At 55.3% G+C, this 14,419-nt stretch carries 13 protein-coding genes; 11 read left to right on the top strand and 2 right to left on the bottom strand.

Annotation, left to right across the window (positions count from 1 at the left end):
- Positions 1-82 precede the first annotated feature (82 nt).
- On the bottom strand, positions 83-1,462 hold the full coding sequence (gene ygjG / locus RTU33_RS04285; RefSeq protein WP_312625551.1) for a putrescine aminotransferase: 1,380 nt from the start codon (positions 1,460-1,462) through the stop codon (positions 83-85).
- A gap of 371 nt (positions 1,463-1,833) precedes the next feature.
- Between ygjG and RTU33_RS04290 the strand changes: the two genes are divergently transcribed.
- Together RTU33_RS04290 and RTU33_RS04295 are read left to right on the top strand one after the other, a co-directional pair.
- Complete coding sequence (locus RTU33_RS04290; protein WP_312625552.1) at positions 1,834-3,354, top strand: methyl-accepting chemotaxis protein; 1,521 nt, start codon at positions 1,834-1,836, stop codon at positions 3,352-3,354.
- A gap of 84 nt (positions 3,355-3,438) precedes the next feature.
- Complete coding sequence (locus RTU33_RS04295; RefSeq protein ID WP_312625553.1) at positions 3,439-4,209, top strand: siderophore-interacting protein; 771 nt, start codon at positions 3,439-3,441, stop codon at positions 4,207-4,209.
- Positions 4,210-4,328: 119 nt separating this feature from the next.
- Here RTU33_RS04295 and RTU33_RS04300 read toward each other — a convergent pair whose 3' ends face one another.
- The gene (locus RTU33_RS04300; protein WP_312625554.1) at positions 4,329-5,309 is read right to left on the bottom strand and encodes a DNA repair protein; all 981 of its coding nucleotides are present in this window, start codon (positions 5,307-5,309) and stop codon (positions 4,329-4,331) included.
- A 274-nt stretch (positions 5,310-5,583) separates the two neighbouring features.
- Between RTU33_RS04300 and RTU33_RS04305 the strand changes: the two genes are divergently transcribed.
- The 9 genes from RTU33_RS04305 to RTU33_RS04345 form a co-directional block, all read left to right on the top strand.
- Positions 5,584-6,606: an ATP-binding cassette domain-containing protein gene (locus RTU33_RS04305; RefSeq protein ID WP_312625555.1), complete on the top strand. Its 1,023-nt coding sequence runs from the start codon at positions 5,584-5,586 to the stop codon at positions 6,604-6,606.
- A 7-nt stretch (positions 6,607-6,613) separates the two neighbouring features.
- On the top strand, positions 6,614-7,282 hold the full coding sequence (locus RTU33_RS04310) for a methionine ABC transporter permease (RefSeq protein ID WP_097162287.1): 669 nt from the start codon (positions 6,614-6,616) through the stop codon (positions 7,280-7,282).
- A gap of 19 nt (positions 7,283-7,301) precedes the next feature.
- Positions 7,302-8,114 carry a MetQ/NlpA family ABC transporter substrate-binding protein gene (locus RTU33_RS04315; protein ID WP_312625557.1) on the top strand — a complete coding sequence of 271 codons (813 nt, stop codon included), beginning with the start codon at positions 7,302-7,304 and terminating at the stop codon, positions 8,112-8,114.
- Positions 8,115-8,353: 239 nt separating this feature from the next.
- Entirely contained in the window at positions 8,354-8,725 is a 372-nt protein-coding gene (locus tag RTU33_RS04320) for a copper resistance protein (protein WP_312625559.1), read from the top strand.
- Positions 8,726-8,773: 48 nt separating this feature from the next.
- Positions 8,774-10,786 carry a protein-disulfide reductase DsbD domain-containing protein gene (locus RTU33_RS04325; protein ID WP_312625560.1) on the top strand — a complete coding sequence of 671 codons (2,013 nt, stop codon included), beginning with the start codon at positions 8,774-8,776 and terminating at the stop codon, positions 10,784-10,786.
- Between the two features lie 2 nt (positions 10,787-10,788).
- Positions 10,789-11,373: a DsbA family protein gene (locus tag RTU33_RS04330; RefSeq protein ID WP_312625562.1), complete on the top strand. Its 585-nt coding sequence runs from the start codon at positions 10,789-10,791 to the stop codon at positions 11,371-11,373.
- Positions 11,363-11,866, top strand: a complete 504-nt coding sequence (locus RTU33_RS04335; protein WP_312625564.1) for a protein disulfide oxidoreductase — start codon at positions 11,363-11,365, stop codon at positions 11,864-11,866. Before RTU33_RS04330 ends, RTU33_RS04335 begins: the two co-directional genes overlap by 11 nt.
- A gap of 1,265 nt (positions 11,867-13,131) precedes the next feature.
- A complete protein-coding gene (locus tag RTU33_RS04340) occupies positions 13,132-13,590 on the top strand; it encodes a phage tail assembly chaperone (RefSeq protein WP_312625566.1) in 459 nt (152 codons plus the stop codon).
- A gap of 138 nt (positions 13,591-13,728) precedes the next feature.
- Positions 13,729-14,419 (top strand): GA module-containing protein (locus RTU33_RS04345; protein ID WP_312625568.1); only part of this gene is annotated, 691 nt, incomplete at its 3' end.

Consider the following 14,419-nt stretch of genomic DNA (forward strand, 5'->3'; position numbering starts at 1 on the left):
AGCGCCATCCGGCAATGACAAATTGCGCGCAGAAAAAAGCCCGGTGAGTGTCAAATCTCACCGGGCTTTTTGTTGGCTATCCTCAGGCTTGCTCCACGGAGACCCGCAGTGCAGCCAGTGCTTTACCCGTCGCTTTCAGTACCTGCTCACATTGCTCAACGGTGAGCGTCAGAGGGGGTTCAATGCGAATGGTTTTAGCGTTGTTCAACGTGCCCGCCACCAGAATACGCTGGCGGAACATTTCGCTCGCAAAGCTGTAGCCGATCTCGTTATCAACGAACTCGATGGCGATCAGCAAGCCTTTCCCGCGGGCTTCCTGCACCAGATCCGGGTATTCACGCGCCAGCAGACGGAAGCCGTCCAGCAGCATGTCACCTTTCTGTTCCGCCTGAGCGGGCAGGTTCTGTTCCAGCAGCACGTTGATGGTTGCCAGCGCCGCCGCACAGGCCAGCGGGTTGCCGCCAAAGGTGGTGGTGTGCAGGAACGGGTTGTCGAACAGCACCGAGAACACTTCTTCGGTCGCTACCGTGGCACCAATTGGCATCACGCCGCCGCCAAGCGCCTTGGCAAGACAGAGAATGTCCGGCTGCACGTTTTCATGTTCGCAGGCGAACATTTTGCCGGTGCGGCCCATCCCGGTTTGTACTTCATCGAGGATCAGCAGCGCGCCAAACTCATCGCAGAGCTTACGCACGGCGGGCAGATAGCCCTGCGGTGGCAGGATCACGCCGCCTTCGCCCTGGATGGGTTCCAGAATGATGGCTGCCACGTCGTCCCCGGTCTTTTTGCATTCGCTCAGCACGGTGCGCATGGCGTTGATGTCACCGAACGGCACATGACGGAAGCCTGGCAGCAGCGGCATAAACGGCTTGCGGAAATTCGCTTTTGCCGTGGCCGACAGTGCGCCAAGGGATTTCCCGTGGAACGCGCCGCTGGTGGCAATAAAGGTGAACTTGCCGCGCGGTGACTGATACGCTTTGGCGAGCTTGATGGCCGCCTCTACGGACTCGGTGCCGCTGTTGCTGAAGAAACTGTATTTCAGCTTGCCCGGCGTCAGCGCCGCGAGCGTTTTCGCCAGCATCGCGCGAAGCGGATCGAGCAGCTCCTGGCTGTGAAGCGGTTGTTTGGCGAGCTGATTCTGTACGGCGGAAACGACTGTTGGATTACGGTGCCCCACGTTGAAAATCCCGAATCCACCCAGGCAGTCGACGAACTCCTGTCCCTGGGTGTCGACAAGCGTATTCAGACTGCCCGCTTGCCACTCTACGGCTCCGTAATCCCCGCCGGCGGTAACAGATTTGCGATATTCCAGAAAACCTGGATTCACGTGCTCTTTAAAGTACTCCCGGACCTCCTGGTTGAGTGATTTCATCTCATCATGATCGAGCGTGCGCTTCTCAATGAGGTTCAATGCGTGCGCTGTGCAGGCCAAAGCCGATGCGCTGGAAGGTAACCTGTTCAAAATATGCTCCTGGCGATCGCGTATCACATGATACTGATTTAAGTATTGCAGGGATTACGCCAGCCGGGAGCGGACCGCGAAAATCGAGATAAACGGCTGTGGAGGGCGCTATGTTACAAAATTTAATCATTTCTATAACACTGTGACGTGTTTTACTCCTGAGCTTTCAGCATATGTGCGGTCATTATATTGAACGGTTGCACTGCACTGGTGCAGAGGTTGCACCGTGAGAGGGATGGCCTACGAAAATCAGGGTTTAAACGCAAATTGCGATCTGTATCAACTTTAACAATTAAAGTAAAAGTGGTTATCGCCGAAATAACAATTAAGAGAAAAATTAATAACCATCGAATCAGCCAAGGACGCGTTTAATGTCACCTCCACTGACCGTCACGCAGCGTGATTATACGCTTGACGATGACACCACGTTGATGTCCACCACCGATCTGCAAAGTTACATTACCCACGCTAACGACACGTTTGTTCAGGTCAGCGGCTACCGCCTGGAGGAGCTAACCGGGCAGCCGCACAACATGGTGCGTCACCCGGATATGCCAAAAGCCGCCTTCGCCGACATGTGGGCCACGCTGCAACAGGGCGAGCCATGGACCGGAATCGTCAAAAACCGCCGCAAGAATGGTGACCACTACTGGGTGCGTGCCAACGCCGTGCCGCTGGTACGCAATGGTAAAATCAGTGGTTATATGTCGATTCGTACCAAAGCGCAGCCTGAGGAAATAGCGGCCACAGAGTCGTTGTACAAAGCGCTCAATGAAGGCCGCTGCACGAAGCGCGTGCGTAAAGGGCTGGTGGTGAGCAAGCGCTGGTGGGGGAAATTACCGGGTATGCCGCTGCGCTGGCGAGTACGTGGCGTGATGGGGCTTACCTGGCTGGCGCTGACGGCGGTGCTGCTCAGTACCGGCGCGCACTGGCTGGCGTGGCTTGTCAGTTCGCTAATGCTGCTGGCGGGTAACGGGTTTATTCAGTGGCAAATTGTGCGCCCGGTAGAGAACGTGGCACGTCAGGCGCTGAGCGTGGCGACCGGCGAGCGAAACAGCGTCACCCACCTCAATCGCAGCGACGAGCTTGGGCTGATTCTGCGCTCGGTCGGTCAGCTTGGGCTGATGTGTCGCTGGCTGATTCATGACGTCTCCGGTCAGGTGGCGAGCGTCCGGCAGGGCAGCGAAACGCTGGCTCAGGGCAACAGTTCGCTGAACGAAAGGACCCGCCAGACCGTGGAGAACGTCCAGCAGACGGTGGCCACCATGAGCCAGATGGCAGCGTCGGTGCAGAACAATGCTGAGACCGCCGCGGCGGCGGATAAGTTGTCGAACGCGGCAAGCGCGGCGGCCACTCAAGGCGGGCAGGCGATGCACACCGTGGTGAAAACCATGGATGAGATTGCCGACAGCACCCAGCGGATTGGTTCGATCACCAGGCTCATCAACGATATTGCCTTCCAGACGAATATTCTGGCGCTGAATGCGGCGGTTGAAGCAGCGCGCGCCGGGGAACAGGGCAAAGGCTTCGCGGTAGTGGCAGGCGAAGTGCGCCATCTGGCAAGCCGCAGCGCGAGCGCGGCCAATGACATCCGCAAGCTGATCGATGCCAGCGCCAGCAAAGTGCAGTCCGGCTCCGATCAGGTTCATGCTGCCGGAAAAACAATGGACGACATTGTGAGCCAGGTGCGCAACGTTACCGGACTGATTGCGCAGATTAGCCTCTCGACATCAGAGCAGGCGACGGGGCTGGCGGACCTGACCCGCGCCGTGGCGGAGCTGGATGCCATCACCCTGAAAAATGCAGGGCTGGTTGAGGAGAGCGCGCATGTCTCGGCGATGGTGAAACACCGCGCCGGACGCTTACAGGATGCCGTGGCGGTGCTGCACTGATCGCACAAGCTGCCCTTTTGTGTTTTGTTGCAAATCATTATCATTTGCGCTTAATGACAATAACAGACTAAAAGAGGCTTACCGATGACGACCCTGACCGAAAAAAAATACCCGAAGCGCGTGCGTAACGAGCTGCGCTTTCGTGAGCTGACCGTGCTGCGAGTGGAGCGCATCAGCCAGGCGTTCCAGCGTATTGTGCTGGGGGGCGAGGCGCTGGAAGGCTTCACTTCAGCCGGATTTGACGATCACACTAAGCTGTTTTTCCCGGAGTCGGGCAGCTATTTCACCCCGCCGACCGTCACCGACGAAGGCATTATCTGGGCGGACGACGTGCGCCCGCCAACGCGTGACTACACCCCACTGTATAATGCGGAGCGTCATGAGCTGGCCTATGACTTCTTTATCCACGACGGTGGAGTTGCCAGCCAGTGGGCAATGGCGGCGCAAGTGGGTGACAAGCTCACCATCGGCGGTCCGCGTGGTTCACTGGTGGTGCCGGAAGATTATGCGTGGCAGCTTTATGTCGCTGATGAATCCGGCATGCCCGCGCTGCTGCGTCGCTTCACGGCACTCCGCCAGCTGGCGAATCGCCCGCAGGTGAGAGCGATTGTCACCGTCGCGGACGCGGCGTATCAGGATTATCTCGCCGATTGTGGCTTTGAGATCGACTGGGTGGTAGGGCACAGTGCAGAAGCCGTAGCGGAGAAACTGGCGGCGTTGAACGTGCCGGAGGAAGATTATTTCCTGTGGTTTACCGGCGAGGGCGCGGTGGTGAAATCGCTGCTGGATGAGTTTGTCACGGAAGAGATTGATCCGCAGCTGGTGCGTTCACAGGCTTACTGGCATCAAAAGTAACAGTTTCCCCTCACCCCGGCCCTCTCCCCAAAGGGACGAGGGGGAAAACCAAACATCCGCTCCAGACAGTTCCCTCTCCCCTCCGGGGAGAGGGTTAGGGTGAGGGGTTGTCACCTGACTCACGCCACCTCATCAAATCCCGCATCGACAATCTGCTTTTCCAGCGTGCGAATGGTGTTGCTCATCGCTTTCTCCTGCTGCCGGAAATAGCCTTCCGTGTCACGAAGCGTGGTGACTAACTGCCACGCACCTTCTTTTTCCAGACCCGACAGCTCCAGATGCAGAGCCTGAATCTGCCGACGCATTTCGTTGATGCGCTGGCGTAACGGTGCCAGCTCGTTGAGACGAGCACTCGCCATTTCTGGCTGCTGACCCTGCATAAGCCTGGCGAGGATCGTCCGCACCGTGGCGAGATCGCCGCGCTGACGGGCCTGGTTGAGCCTCACCATCAGCGTATTGGCTTCCGCTTTCAGCGCCTCGTCCACCAGATCCGGGTGGCACAGCTTGCTGGCCTGTCGCCACAGGCGCTTCAGCTCCTGGCGCTCGGATTCTGCCAGCCGCTGCTGGGCGGCCTGGTGCTGCTGGGCCTCCTGGTGGCGCTGGCGATACGATTCATAATCCTGGCTTGCGGCATCGGCCTGGCGGGCCGATTCTTCGGTGACGGGCTCACTGCGGCTGCCTTCACGCAGCTGACGACGCAGCATTTTCTCCGCCAGCACTTTACGCAGGCGCAGGATCTCCGTCATCAGCGGGCCGAGACGGGTCATATAGAGATCGTTGAAATCATCCAGCCGCTGAATGCGGGCGTTGCGCCGATCGACCAGATCCTGCAGCTCGGCCTCGAGAGTTTTCAGCTCCAGCTTGCTGGCGGCAATTTGTGGATCTTGCCAGGCCGTCAGCGCCCGCTGACTTTGCAGCCAGGCGCTGATGGCGGTGATGGCGTCGGCATAGCGGTGCTGCTCCAGCGCCTGCACGATCGCGGTGAGTGCCTCATCCAGTGGCTCTTTCTTCAGCCGGACAAGCTGGCTCTCGACGATATCGTCGTCCTCCAGCTCAATCGCATTCTTGATGATTTCCAGCCGTTTAATGGGTTTATTCATGACGCGTAAGCTCTGCTTCCTGGCCTGCGGAGTGGCAGGCAGATTACCACTGTGCCCGGACGGCTGTCAGCGGATAAACGTCATTATAAATTGTCTTATTTCAGTCAGTTAACACTTCAACCTAATCTAAAACCTTAACCGCAACTGCCAGTCAAAAATGGCAAAGAGCCGGGTTAGCACATTGCGGCATAATCATATGCGTATTTTGTTGTTGAGTTCTTTGTGAAACTAATGCTACCGTCTGGACGTCTATAGCTCTAAACATCTAAAAATAATGATTGTACTTAACCAGATCCGCAAAATTTTTGACCACGGTAAAGCGCCCATCACCGCCGTGGACGACGTCAGCCTGACCGTCGACAAGGGGCAGATTTACGGCATCATCGGCTACAGCGGCGCGGGAAAAAGCACGCTGATCCGCCTGCTCAACGGCCTGGAAAAGCCGACTTCCGGCAGCGTGTTGATCAACGGCCAGAACATCGCTGCCGCCAGGGGCGAAACGCTGCGCCGGGCGCGCCTGAAAATCAGCATGGTGTTCCAGCACTTTAACCTGCTGTGGTCGCGTACCGTCAGTGAAAACATTGCGTTTTCCATGCAGATTGCCGGGGCGCCGAAAGCGCAAATCAAGGCCCGCGTGGCGGAGCTTATCGATCTGGTGGGGCTAAAAGGGCGTGAAAATGCTTATCCGTCGCAGCTGTCCGGTGGGCAAAAGCAGCGTGTGGGCATTGCACGGGCGCTGGCGAACAGCCCGGACGTGCTGCTGTGTGATGAGGCCACTTCGGCGCTCGATCCGCAGACAACCGATCAGATTCTGGATTTACTGCTCGATATCAACCGCCGCTTTGGCCTGACTATCGTGCTCATCACCCATGAAATGCACGTGGTGCGCAAAATCTGTGACCGTGTGGCGGTGATGGAAAACGGCAGAGTGGTGGAAGAGGGGGAGGTGATCCGCGTCTTCACGCACCCGCAGCAGCCGATTACCCAACAGTTTGTGCGCCAGGTGAGCCAGTACGCCGAAGACGACGCCTTTAACCCGGCGCTTGCGCAGGATTTGCAGGGCAGCGTGATCAAGTTGACCTTTACCGGACACAGCACGCACCAGCCGATTGTTGGCGAGCTGACGCTGCGCTATGGCCTGCCTTTTAACATCCTTCATGGCAAGATGACCCAGACGGCGCACGGCGTGTTTGGCCAGCTCTGGCTGCACGTGGTGGCGACGGAAGAACAGCTGAACAACATCCTCGCGGATTTGCAGCACAGCGATATCGACGGCGAGGTGATTAAACGTGGCTGATTTGACCCTGACTGAACAATGGTTCCCGCATCTGGATCTCGACTCGCTGTGGGCGGCTACTCAGGAAACGCTCTACATGACGGCGCTGTCCGGTGCGGCGACGTTTGTCCTCGGTATTGTGCTCGGGCTGGCGTTATTCCTGACAGCCAAAGGCGGCCTGTTCCACAACCGTGCCGTCTACGGTGTGATTTCGGTGCTGGTGAACGTGTTCCGTTCCATTCCGTTCATCATTTTGATTGTGCTGCTGATCCCGTTCACCAAGACGATCGTCGGCACCATTCTTGGCGCGAACGCCGCGCTCCCGGCGCTGATTGTGGGCGCCGCCCCGTTTTACGCACGGCTGGTGGAAATTGCCCTGCGTGAAGTCGATAAAGGCGTGATTGAAGCGACCCGCTCCATGGGCGCACGCCTGTCGACCCTGATTTTCCGCGTGCTGCTGCCGGAGTCTTCTCCGGCGCTGGTTTCGGGGATTACCGTCACCCTAATTGCGCTGGTGAGCTACAGCGCAATGGCGGGGGTGATTGGCGCAGGTGGCTTAGGCAATCTTGCGTATCTGGAAGGATTCCAGCGTAACCATAATGACGTCACCCTGGTGGCGACGGTGACCATCCTTGTCATCGTCTTCATCATTCAGTTCTGCGGCGACGTTCTGACTTCTCTTTTGGATAAACGATAATTCTTTGGGACCACACATCATGAAAAAAGCACTGACACTGATTGCCGCCGCCACCCTGAGTGCCCTGAGTCTCTCTGCGTGGGCTGATACCCTGACCGTAGGCGCGTCTAACGTACCGCACGCCGAAATTCTGGAGCAGGCGAAGCCGATTCTGGCGAAAGAGGGGATCGACCTGGAAATCAAACGCTTCCAGGACTATATCCTGCCAAACACCGCGCTGGCGGGCCGCGAAATTGATGCCAACTACTTCCAGCACATTCCTTATCTGAACAGCGTGCTGAAGGACCATGCGGGCGATAAAGAGTATGATTTCGTTAGCGCAGGGGCGATTCACATTGAGCCGATTGGCATCTACTCGAAAAAATACAAATCGCTGAAGGACCTGCCGGAAGGCGGAAAAATCATCATGCGTGATGCGGTGTCAGAAGAAGGGCGCATCCTTTCCATCTTTGAAAAAGAGGGCGTGATCAAGCTGAAGCCGGGAATTGATAAAGTCACGGCGCGCATCAGCGATATCGTGGATAACCCGAAAAAGCTGAAGTTCCTGCCGAACGTCGAAGCTTCCCTGCTGCCTCAGATGTATAACAACGACGAAGGTGATGCGGTGGTGATCAACGCCAACTATGCCATCGACGCGGGTCTCGACCCGGTTCACGATCCCATTGCCGTTGAGAGCGGTGAAAATAACCCGTACGCCAACATCATCACCGTGCACCGCGGCGACGAGAAGAAAAAGGACATCGTCGAACTGGTGAAAGTGCTCCACTCCAAAGAGATTCAGGACTGGATCCGTACCAAATACAAAGGTGCTGTGATTCCTGTGAATAACTGATTGCTCTTCTTTGGTCAGGGTTGAACGCATTGCTTTAAGGTTCGGTGTGCACCCTCTCCCCGGCCCTCTCCCAAAGGGAGAGGGAGAAGGTCAAAGGCTGCACCATACAGTTCCCTCTCCCTTTGGGAGAGGGTTAGGGAGAGGGGAAATCGTCAACACAAGTCCCGTCCCAGACACTTCTTTACAGCACTCCCCTTCATCTGCCGCTAAGATATGCCTCGAAAATCCCTGAGGCATTTATGATTAAACGACCGCGCAATGCTTTTCTTCTTGTCGCTCTGGCTTGTCTGGTGGTGCTGGTTTGCACCGCGCAGCGCATGGCCGGCGTGCATGCGCTGGTCATGAATGCCTCTCCCGTCGCGCAGCAAACTGCTCAGCAAACCGTTCAGCAAAACAACGAAGACGACGCGCCCGTTACGCCGTGCGAGCTAAGCGCCAAATCTCTGCTGGCAACGCCGCCGGTGATGTTTGAAGGCGCGCTGTTTGCTATCGCGCTGCTGATGGCGGTGCTGGCCGCCGTGCCGCAGCGCCCGGAGCGGCTCTGGCCGCCGCGAGTCATTTCCCCTCCCCGTTTACGGGTGCATCTGCGATTATGCGTCTTCCGTGAGTGAGTGATCGCCTGACAGCTCAGGTTAATCAATCATTTACGGAGAAAAATTATGCAAAACCTTTTCAGGCAGCTTCTGCTCTGCCTGCTCTGGCTATGGCTGCCCGTCAGCCATGCCGCCGATACGGGCTGGCTGCGCGCCGCCGATAACGATCATGCCAGCATCAGGCTGCGAGCTCAGGCTCAGCAGGCGGGTGATGCGCGTCTGCTGCTGGATGTGGCCCTCGAAAAAGGCTGGAAAACCTACTGGCGTTCGCCGGGAGAAGGCGGCATCGCGCCCGCCATTAAGTGGCAGACGCCGCTGGAGATGGACTGGCGCTGGCCGGTGCCGCAGCGGTTTGAGGTGGCGGGTATTTCCACTCAGGGCTACCATGGCAACGTAACGTTTCCGGTAACCCTGCGTGGCAAACTGCCTGAAAAGCTCAGCGGCGTGCTGACGCTTTCAACCTGCAGCAACGTCTGTATCCTGACCGACTATCCGTTCTCGCTCGATCTCAGCGCGCCAGCCGGGGCGGATTTCAGCTACGACTTCACGCGTGCCATGGGCACTTTGCCGCTTAAGGATGGCTTAACGTCGCAGCTTGAGGCGGGCTACGGCGCGGGCAAGCTGACGGTTACCGCAACCCGTGATGCGGGCTGGCAAAAACCGGAGCTGTTTATCGACACCCTGGCGGATACCGACTTCGGCAAGCCAAATTATCAGGTTGAAGGACAAAATCTCACCGTCACGGTGCCGGTCAGCGATGGCTGGGGTGAAGCCGCGCCGGAGCTGCGGGGTAAAACGCTCTCCGTTGTGTTAGCCGACAGCGGGCAGGCACAGGAAAGCCGTGTGAAGGTAGGCGAAGCCAGCATGGCGGACAACTCGTTTTCACTCGGCTGGGTGCTGCTGATGGCGCTGGCAGGCGGGCTTATCCTTAACGTGATGCCGTGTGTATTGCCGGTGCTGGCGATGAAACTTGGCAGCATCATGCAGGCACAAGGTGCCGATCGCCGCAGCGTGCGCCTGCAGTTTATGGCCTCGAGCGCCGGGATCGTCACTTCTTTCCTCGTACTGGCGCTGATGATGACGGCGCTGCGCTTCAGCAACCAGGCGCTGGGCTGGGGCATTCAGTTCCAGAACCCGTGGTTTATCGCCGGGATGGCGCTGGTGATGGTGCTGTTCAGCGCCAGCCTGATGGGCCTGTTTGAAATCCGGCTTTCTTCTGGCGTGTCTACGTTCCTCGCCACCCGCGGCGGCAACAACCTGCGCGGGCATTTCTTACAGGGCGCATTTGCCACGCTGCTGGCGACGCCTTGCACCGCGCCGTTTCTCGGTACGGCGGTATCCGTTGCGCTACTCGCGCCTCTGCCGCTGCTGTGGGGGCTGTTCCTCGCAATGGGGATCGGCATGAGCCTGCCGTGGCTGCTGATTGCTGCCTGGCCGGGGCTGGCGTTGCATCTGCCGCGTCCGGGACGCTGGATGAACGTCGTGCGTCTGATTCTGGGGCTGATGATGCTCGGCTCAGCGCTATGGCTCGGCAGCCTGCTTACCGTGCATATCGGCCAGAAGCCGACGCTGGTGTTGCTGGTCGTTGTCACCGTTGCGCTGCTGCTCGGCACGCTGTGGCGCTGGGGCTGGCGCGTTGCCGCTTCTTCTTGCCTTGCTGTACTGATTGCGATTGCCGTGGCTTTTCCTCTGCTGCAGGGAGAACGCAAAAGCCTGATGGAAGATCGTATCGCCTGGCAGCCGCTCAGCGAGCAGGCCATCACCAAAGCGCTGGCGGAGAACAAGCGCGTGTTTGTCGACGTGACCGCCGACTGGTGCGTGACCTGTAAAGCAAACAAATTCAATGTGCTGCTGCGTGAGGATGTGCAGAAGGCACTAACGGCGGATGACGTGGTTGCCCTCAGAGGTGACTGGAGCCGCCCGTCTGGCACCATCAGCGAATTTCTTCGTGCCCGCCAGAGCGTGGCGATCCCGTTCAATCAAATTTATGGCCCGGGGCTGGAACAGGGTCGCATTCTGCCGCCGTTGTTAAGCCGCGATGACGTGCTGCAAACCCTCACCGACGCCAAAGGACAATAACGATGCGTATTCTGACTTTTATTCTGCTGTTTTGTGTTTCAACCCTGAGCTTCGCTGCGGAACCGGATCTGGAAAATTTGCTCTGGAACGACCCGAATACACCTTCCATCGGCGCTGAAAAACCACGCCTGACGCTGGTAAGCTTCACCGATTACAACTGCCCGTACTGCAAGCAGTTCGACCCTGAGCTGGAGAAAATTGTCCATAAGTATCCGGACGTGAAGCTGGTGGTGAAGCTGTTGCCGTTTCGCAGTGAAAGTTCGGCTAACTCAGCACGTATCGCCCTGACGGCCTGGCGAGAACAGCCGCAGCAGTTCTGGGCGCTGCACCAGCGGCTGATGTCGAAGAAGGGCTACCATGATGATGCTTCCATTCAGGCGGCACAGCAGAAAACAGGGACGGCGGCTATCAAGGCGGACGAGCAAAGCGCTGAAACGCTGCAGATGAACCTTATCCTTTCCCAGGTGCTGGGCGTGCAGGGCACCCCGGCGACGCTGGTGGGCAAAACCATGGTACCGGGTGCGATCCCTTACGCAGATCTGGAGGCGCTGGTGAAAGAAGAGCTGGCGAAAGCCGATGCGAGCTAAGCTCAAACGCTGGCTGTGTGAAGGTGTGGTGCTGCTGTTTATCGCGGCAGCGGCAATGCTCGTAATGGATCAGTTCCGCAAACCAACCCTGCCTGCGGCGTTCAGCGATACGCCATTGCAAACGCTGGACGGCAAAACGGTGAATCTGGCTGAGATGAGCCAGGATCGCCCGCTGCTGGCTTACGTCTGGGCAACGTGGTGCGGCGTGTGTCGCTACACCACGCCGTCGGTCGCGACGATGGCAGAACAGGGGGATAACGTCGTGACCGTCGCGCTACGATCCGGCGATGACGCAACGCTCTCGCGCTGGCTGGAAAAGAAAAAATACGCCATGCCTGTGGTGAATGACGAACAGGGGCAACTTTCCCGTGCATGGCAGATTCAGGTTACGCCAACGCTTGTAGTGATGTCGAAAGGGGAAGTGAAATCCATCACAACAGGCTTCACCAGCGGATGGGGAATGAAGTTAAGGCTGTGGTGGGCGGGGATATAACCGTTGATGGCATCAGGGAGGATGCCTGTTTTTCATCTCCATCAGTCTGCCCATTCACTACGGGATCTTATTTAGGGGGAAACGGGGAATGCTTTTGCTCCGTATTCTTCAGGACAATCTGTCGGCAGTTACCGTACCGTGCAGATATGTATGCAATAACGTCATGATTACCTTCATGGGCATGTAGCATATGCTCCTGCTATTAATTAAGGTATAGCGATTTTGACATGATAAGCTCTTGCCTGAAATTAACGAATTAATAATGTAAAAATAAGCACTCAAAACGATGGGGGAACTTATTAAACGGTTTATATGCCGGCGTTATAGAGACAAAGCGTACGATATTAATATTACCGCTGGCAGCAATAGGATAACTTATACTTGAATGTGTTTGTTATGATAACAGGGGGCAGCTTATTCGCGTGAAAATTCATGCGCTATGATTTCCTGATTTAACGTAAGATACCAGGTCCGCCGTTTTCTGCTAAATAATATCATTATCCTGCACGCCACTGTTGATGGTATATCGATTTGGGCTTCATACAGACCACTCATTAGCTATGCTCATTCAATAGATGCGAGCAACCTTTTACACAAGAAAAACTCTACCCTGACCCTGTAATTAACATACTCCTGTTAGCAAAATGACCTCAGTAACCTCAGGAAGTGTCAACCCTGCCGGTTTTTGCATAGAGGCAACGTGCACGGGTAAAGTATGAGGTCTAATCATTGCCCTGCTTCTTCTCTCCAGCAACAAAATAAGTTCATCCCTGATGCTATCCTTCCCTGAACGGTGGATAATCGTTCAGGGCTGCGGCTTTCCGTAGCCTGTCTCCTCATTATTAATTTACTTCTGCTGTCCTGTCTTCCCCACTGGAAGGGCAATGTCTACCCATAAACTGCTTGGCGTGGTTTGGTTTAATCTTTTCATTGTGTGATTTTATTGTATTTATTTCAATGAGTTAAGAAAATTCTTAAGGTGGATTAAGATAACTTCAGAAGCCGGCCAGGGTTTGATCAGAATAATGAAGCTAACTTCATTTTAAAATAAACAGGAAGCTTATTATCCTGGTATTCAATTCACTCCATTACTTTCTTTGCCCGCAAGAGCGAAGAGGGGGGTAGTTCATTCATCGGTGCTGTGGAAATGCGTTTCGAATCGCTGGTAACTATTCCATGCATCGGAGGTGGCTACATTATTTTTTCGGGGGAAGAGACGGCGGTCTTCTCCTGAAACACCATTCATCCCGCCAGAGAAATGCATTATGGAAAACAAAGAATTTATTTTGAACGACAAAAAATTCATGTTGGTCAAATTACAAGCGTGGAATCGTCTGATGTTTGTCGCTGATTTACAAAAAGATGTTCTGACGCCGCTTCTGGATAATCTGGGGGAAAAATCCCTTGATGGTATTTTTTCAGCTGTATCCGAACAGGGCGATAAACCTGATGTCATGAAGCTATTAAAATCACTGTCCAGTGTTATTGATAGCCGTAATTTAGAAAAGTGGGTAAAGAGAGTCCTTTCAGAGGGGATGATCGTTTATGTGAAAGAAGATGAGCAGAAAGTAAAACTGTCTTTCCATGAACTTACGAAACTCTTCTCGGCGCCTCAGGATATCATCATGCTGATGAAGGAGGCGATTGTATTTAATCTCGACGGTATTCTCGACATTATTAAAGGTATGGGAGGAGCAAAGGCGGATAAACCGCAAATAAGCTAAAGAAGAGCCAGGGAAGAGCGCTCTTCAGTGTATAAGAAAACACATCAACTCAGAAAAGGAAGAGGGATATTCCTGTGTGGTCTCTGGCGGGCCACCGCGTGTTTTCTTTTTTGCAAATAAATATGGGATTGAATCTATATGAATGGAACAATTGATTTTTTCTCGCCATCAGGCGAGAAACTCGCTAGCACGGCCGAAATGACAGGTGCAGCTCCTGCCAAAAGTGGAGCGATCCGCATACCTGTTTCAGCAAGAGATGTCACGGGCGTACAAAAGGATAAGAACGCCCTTAATATCTTAACGAAAGATAATCAAAAAATTGTCATCAAAGACTTTTTCGGCGATGCGAAAAAGAAGCTCGTTTTTGATGATGGTAAGGAGATTTTTGAAGGGGATTATCTCCCTAACGAACAATTCAACGGTCTGCAATTTAAACCATTACAGAGCATTGATGAGGTATTTGAAGGGGCTGAAACGGCTGCAAACGACAGTGACGATTATGTATGGGTCGTGCCTTTAATTGCGGCAGCTGCTATTGGCGGTCTCGGGATTGCCGCGATAAATCATAAAGGCAGCAGCAGTAAGATTAAGGGCCGGGATACGGCCAAAGATAAGCTCGACAATGCCAAAGACGACGCCAATAAGGCGATCGACGACATGGAGCATCTGACCGACAAGGAGAAGGACGATGCCCACAAGGCCGTTGATGAGGCCAAAAATGAGGATGAGGTAAATAAAGCCGTTGAAGATGCGGCCGAGAAGAACCTCGAGGGGGCCAAAGACGACGCCAATAAGGCGATCGACGACATGGAGCATCTGACCGACAAGG

Origin of the sequence: Scandinavium sp. (assembly GCF_032012665.1) — a bacterium.
In the GTDB taxonomy this organism is placed as follows: Bacteria; Pseudomonadota; Gammaproteobacteria; order Enterobacterales; family Enterobacteriaceae; genus Scandinavium.

Excerpts from the sequence above, each read along its gene's own strand:
- RTU33_RS04290 (WP_312625552.1), top strand. The coding sequence starts at position 1,834 with ATGTCACCTCCACTGACCGTCACGCAGCGTGATTATACGCTTGACGAT.
- RTU33_RS04295 (WP_312625553.1), top strand. The coding sequence starts at position 3,439 with ATGACGACCCTGACCGAAAAAAAATACCCGAAGCGCGTGCGTAACGAG.
- RTU33_RS04300 (WP_312625554.1), bottom strand. The coding sequence starts at position 5,309 with ATGAATAAACCCATTAAACGGCTGGAAATCATCAAGAATGCGATTGAG.
- RTU33_RS04305 (WP_312625555.1), top strand. The coding sequence starts at position 5,584 with ATGATTGTACTTAACCAGATCCGCAAAATTTTTGACCACGGTAAAGCG.
- RTU33_RS04315 (WP_312625557.1), top strand. The coding sequence starts at position 7,302 with ATGAAAAAAGCACTGACACTGATTGCCGCCGCCACCCTGAGTGCCCTG.
- RTU33_RS04320 (WP_312625559.1), top strand. The coding sequence starts at position 8,354 with ATGATTAAACGACCGCGCAATGCTTTTCTTCTTGTCGCTCTGGCTTGT.
- RTU33_RS04325 (WP_312625560.1), top strand. The coding sequence starts at position 8,774 with ATGCAAAACCTTTTCAGGCAGCTTCTGCTCTGCCTGCTCTGGCTATGG.
- RTU33_RS04330 (WP_312625562.1), top strand. The coding sequence starts at position 10,789 with ATGCGTATTCTGACTTTTATTCTGCTGTTTTGTGTTTCAACCCTGAGC.
- RTU33_RS04335 (WP_312625564.1), top strand. The coding sequence starts at position 11,363 with ATGCGAGCTAAGCTCAAACGCTGGCTGTGTGAAGGTGTGGTGCTGCTG.
- RTU33_RS04340 (WP_312625566.1), top strand. The coding sequence starts at position 13,132 with ATGGAAAACAAAGAATTTATTTTGAACGACAAAAAATTCATGTTGGTC.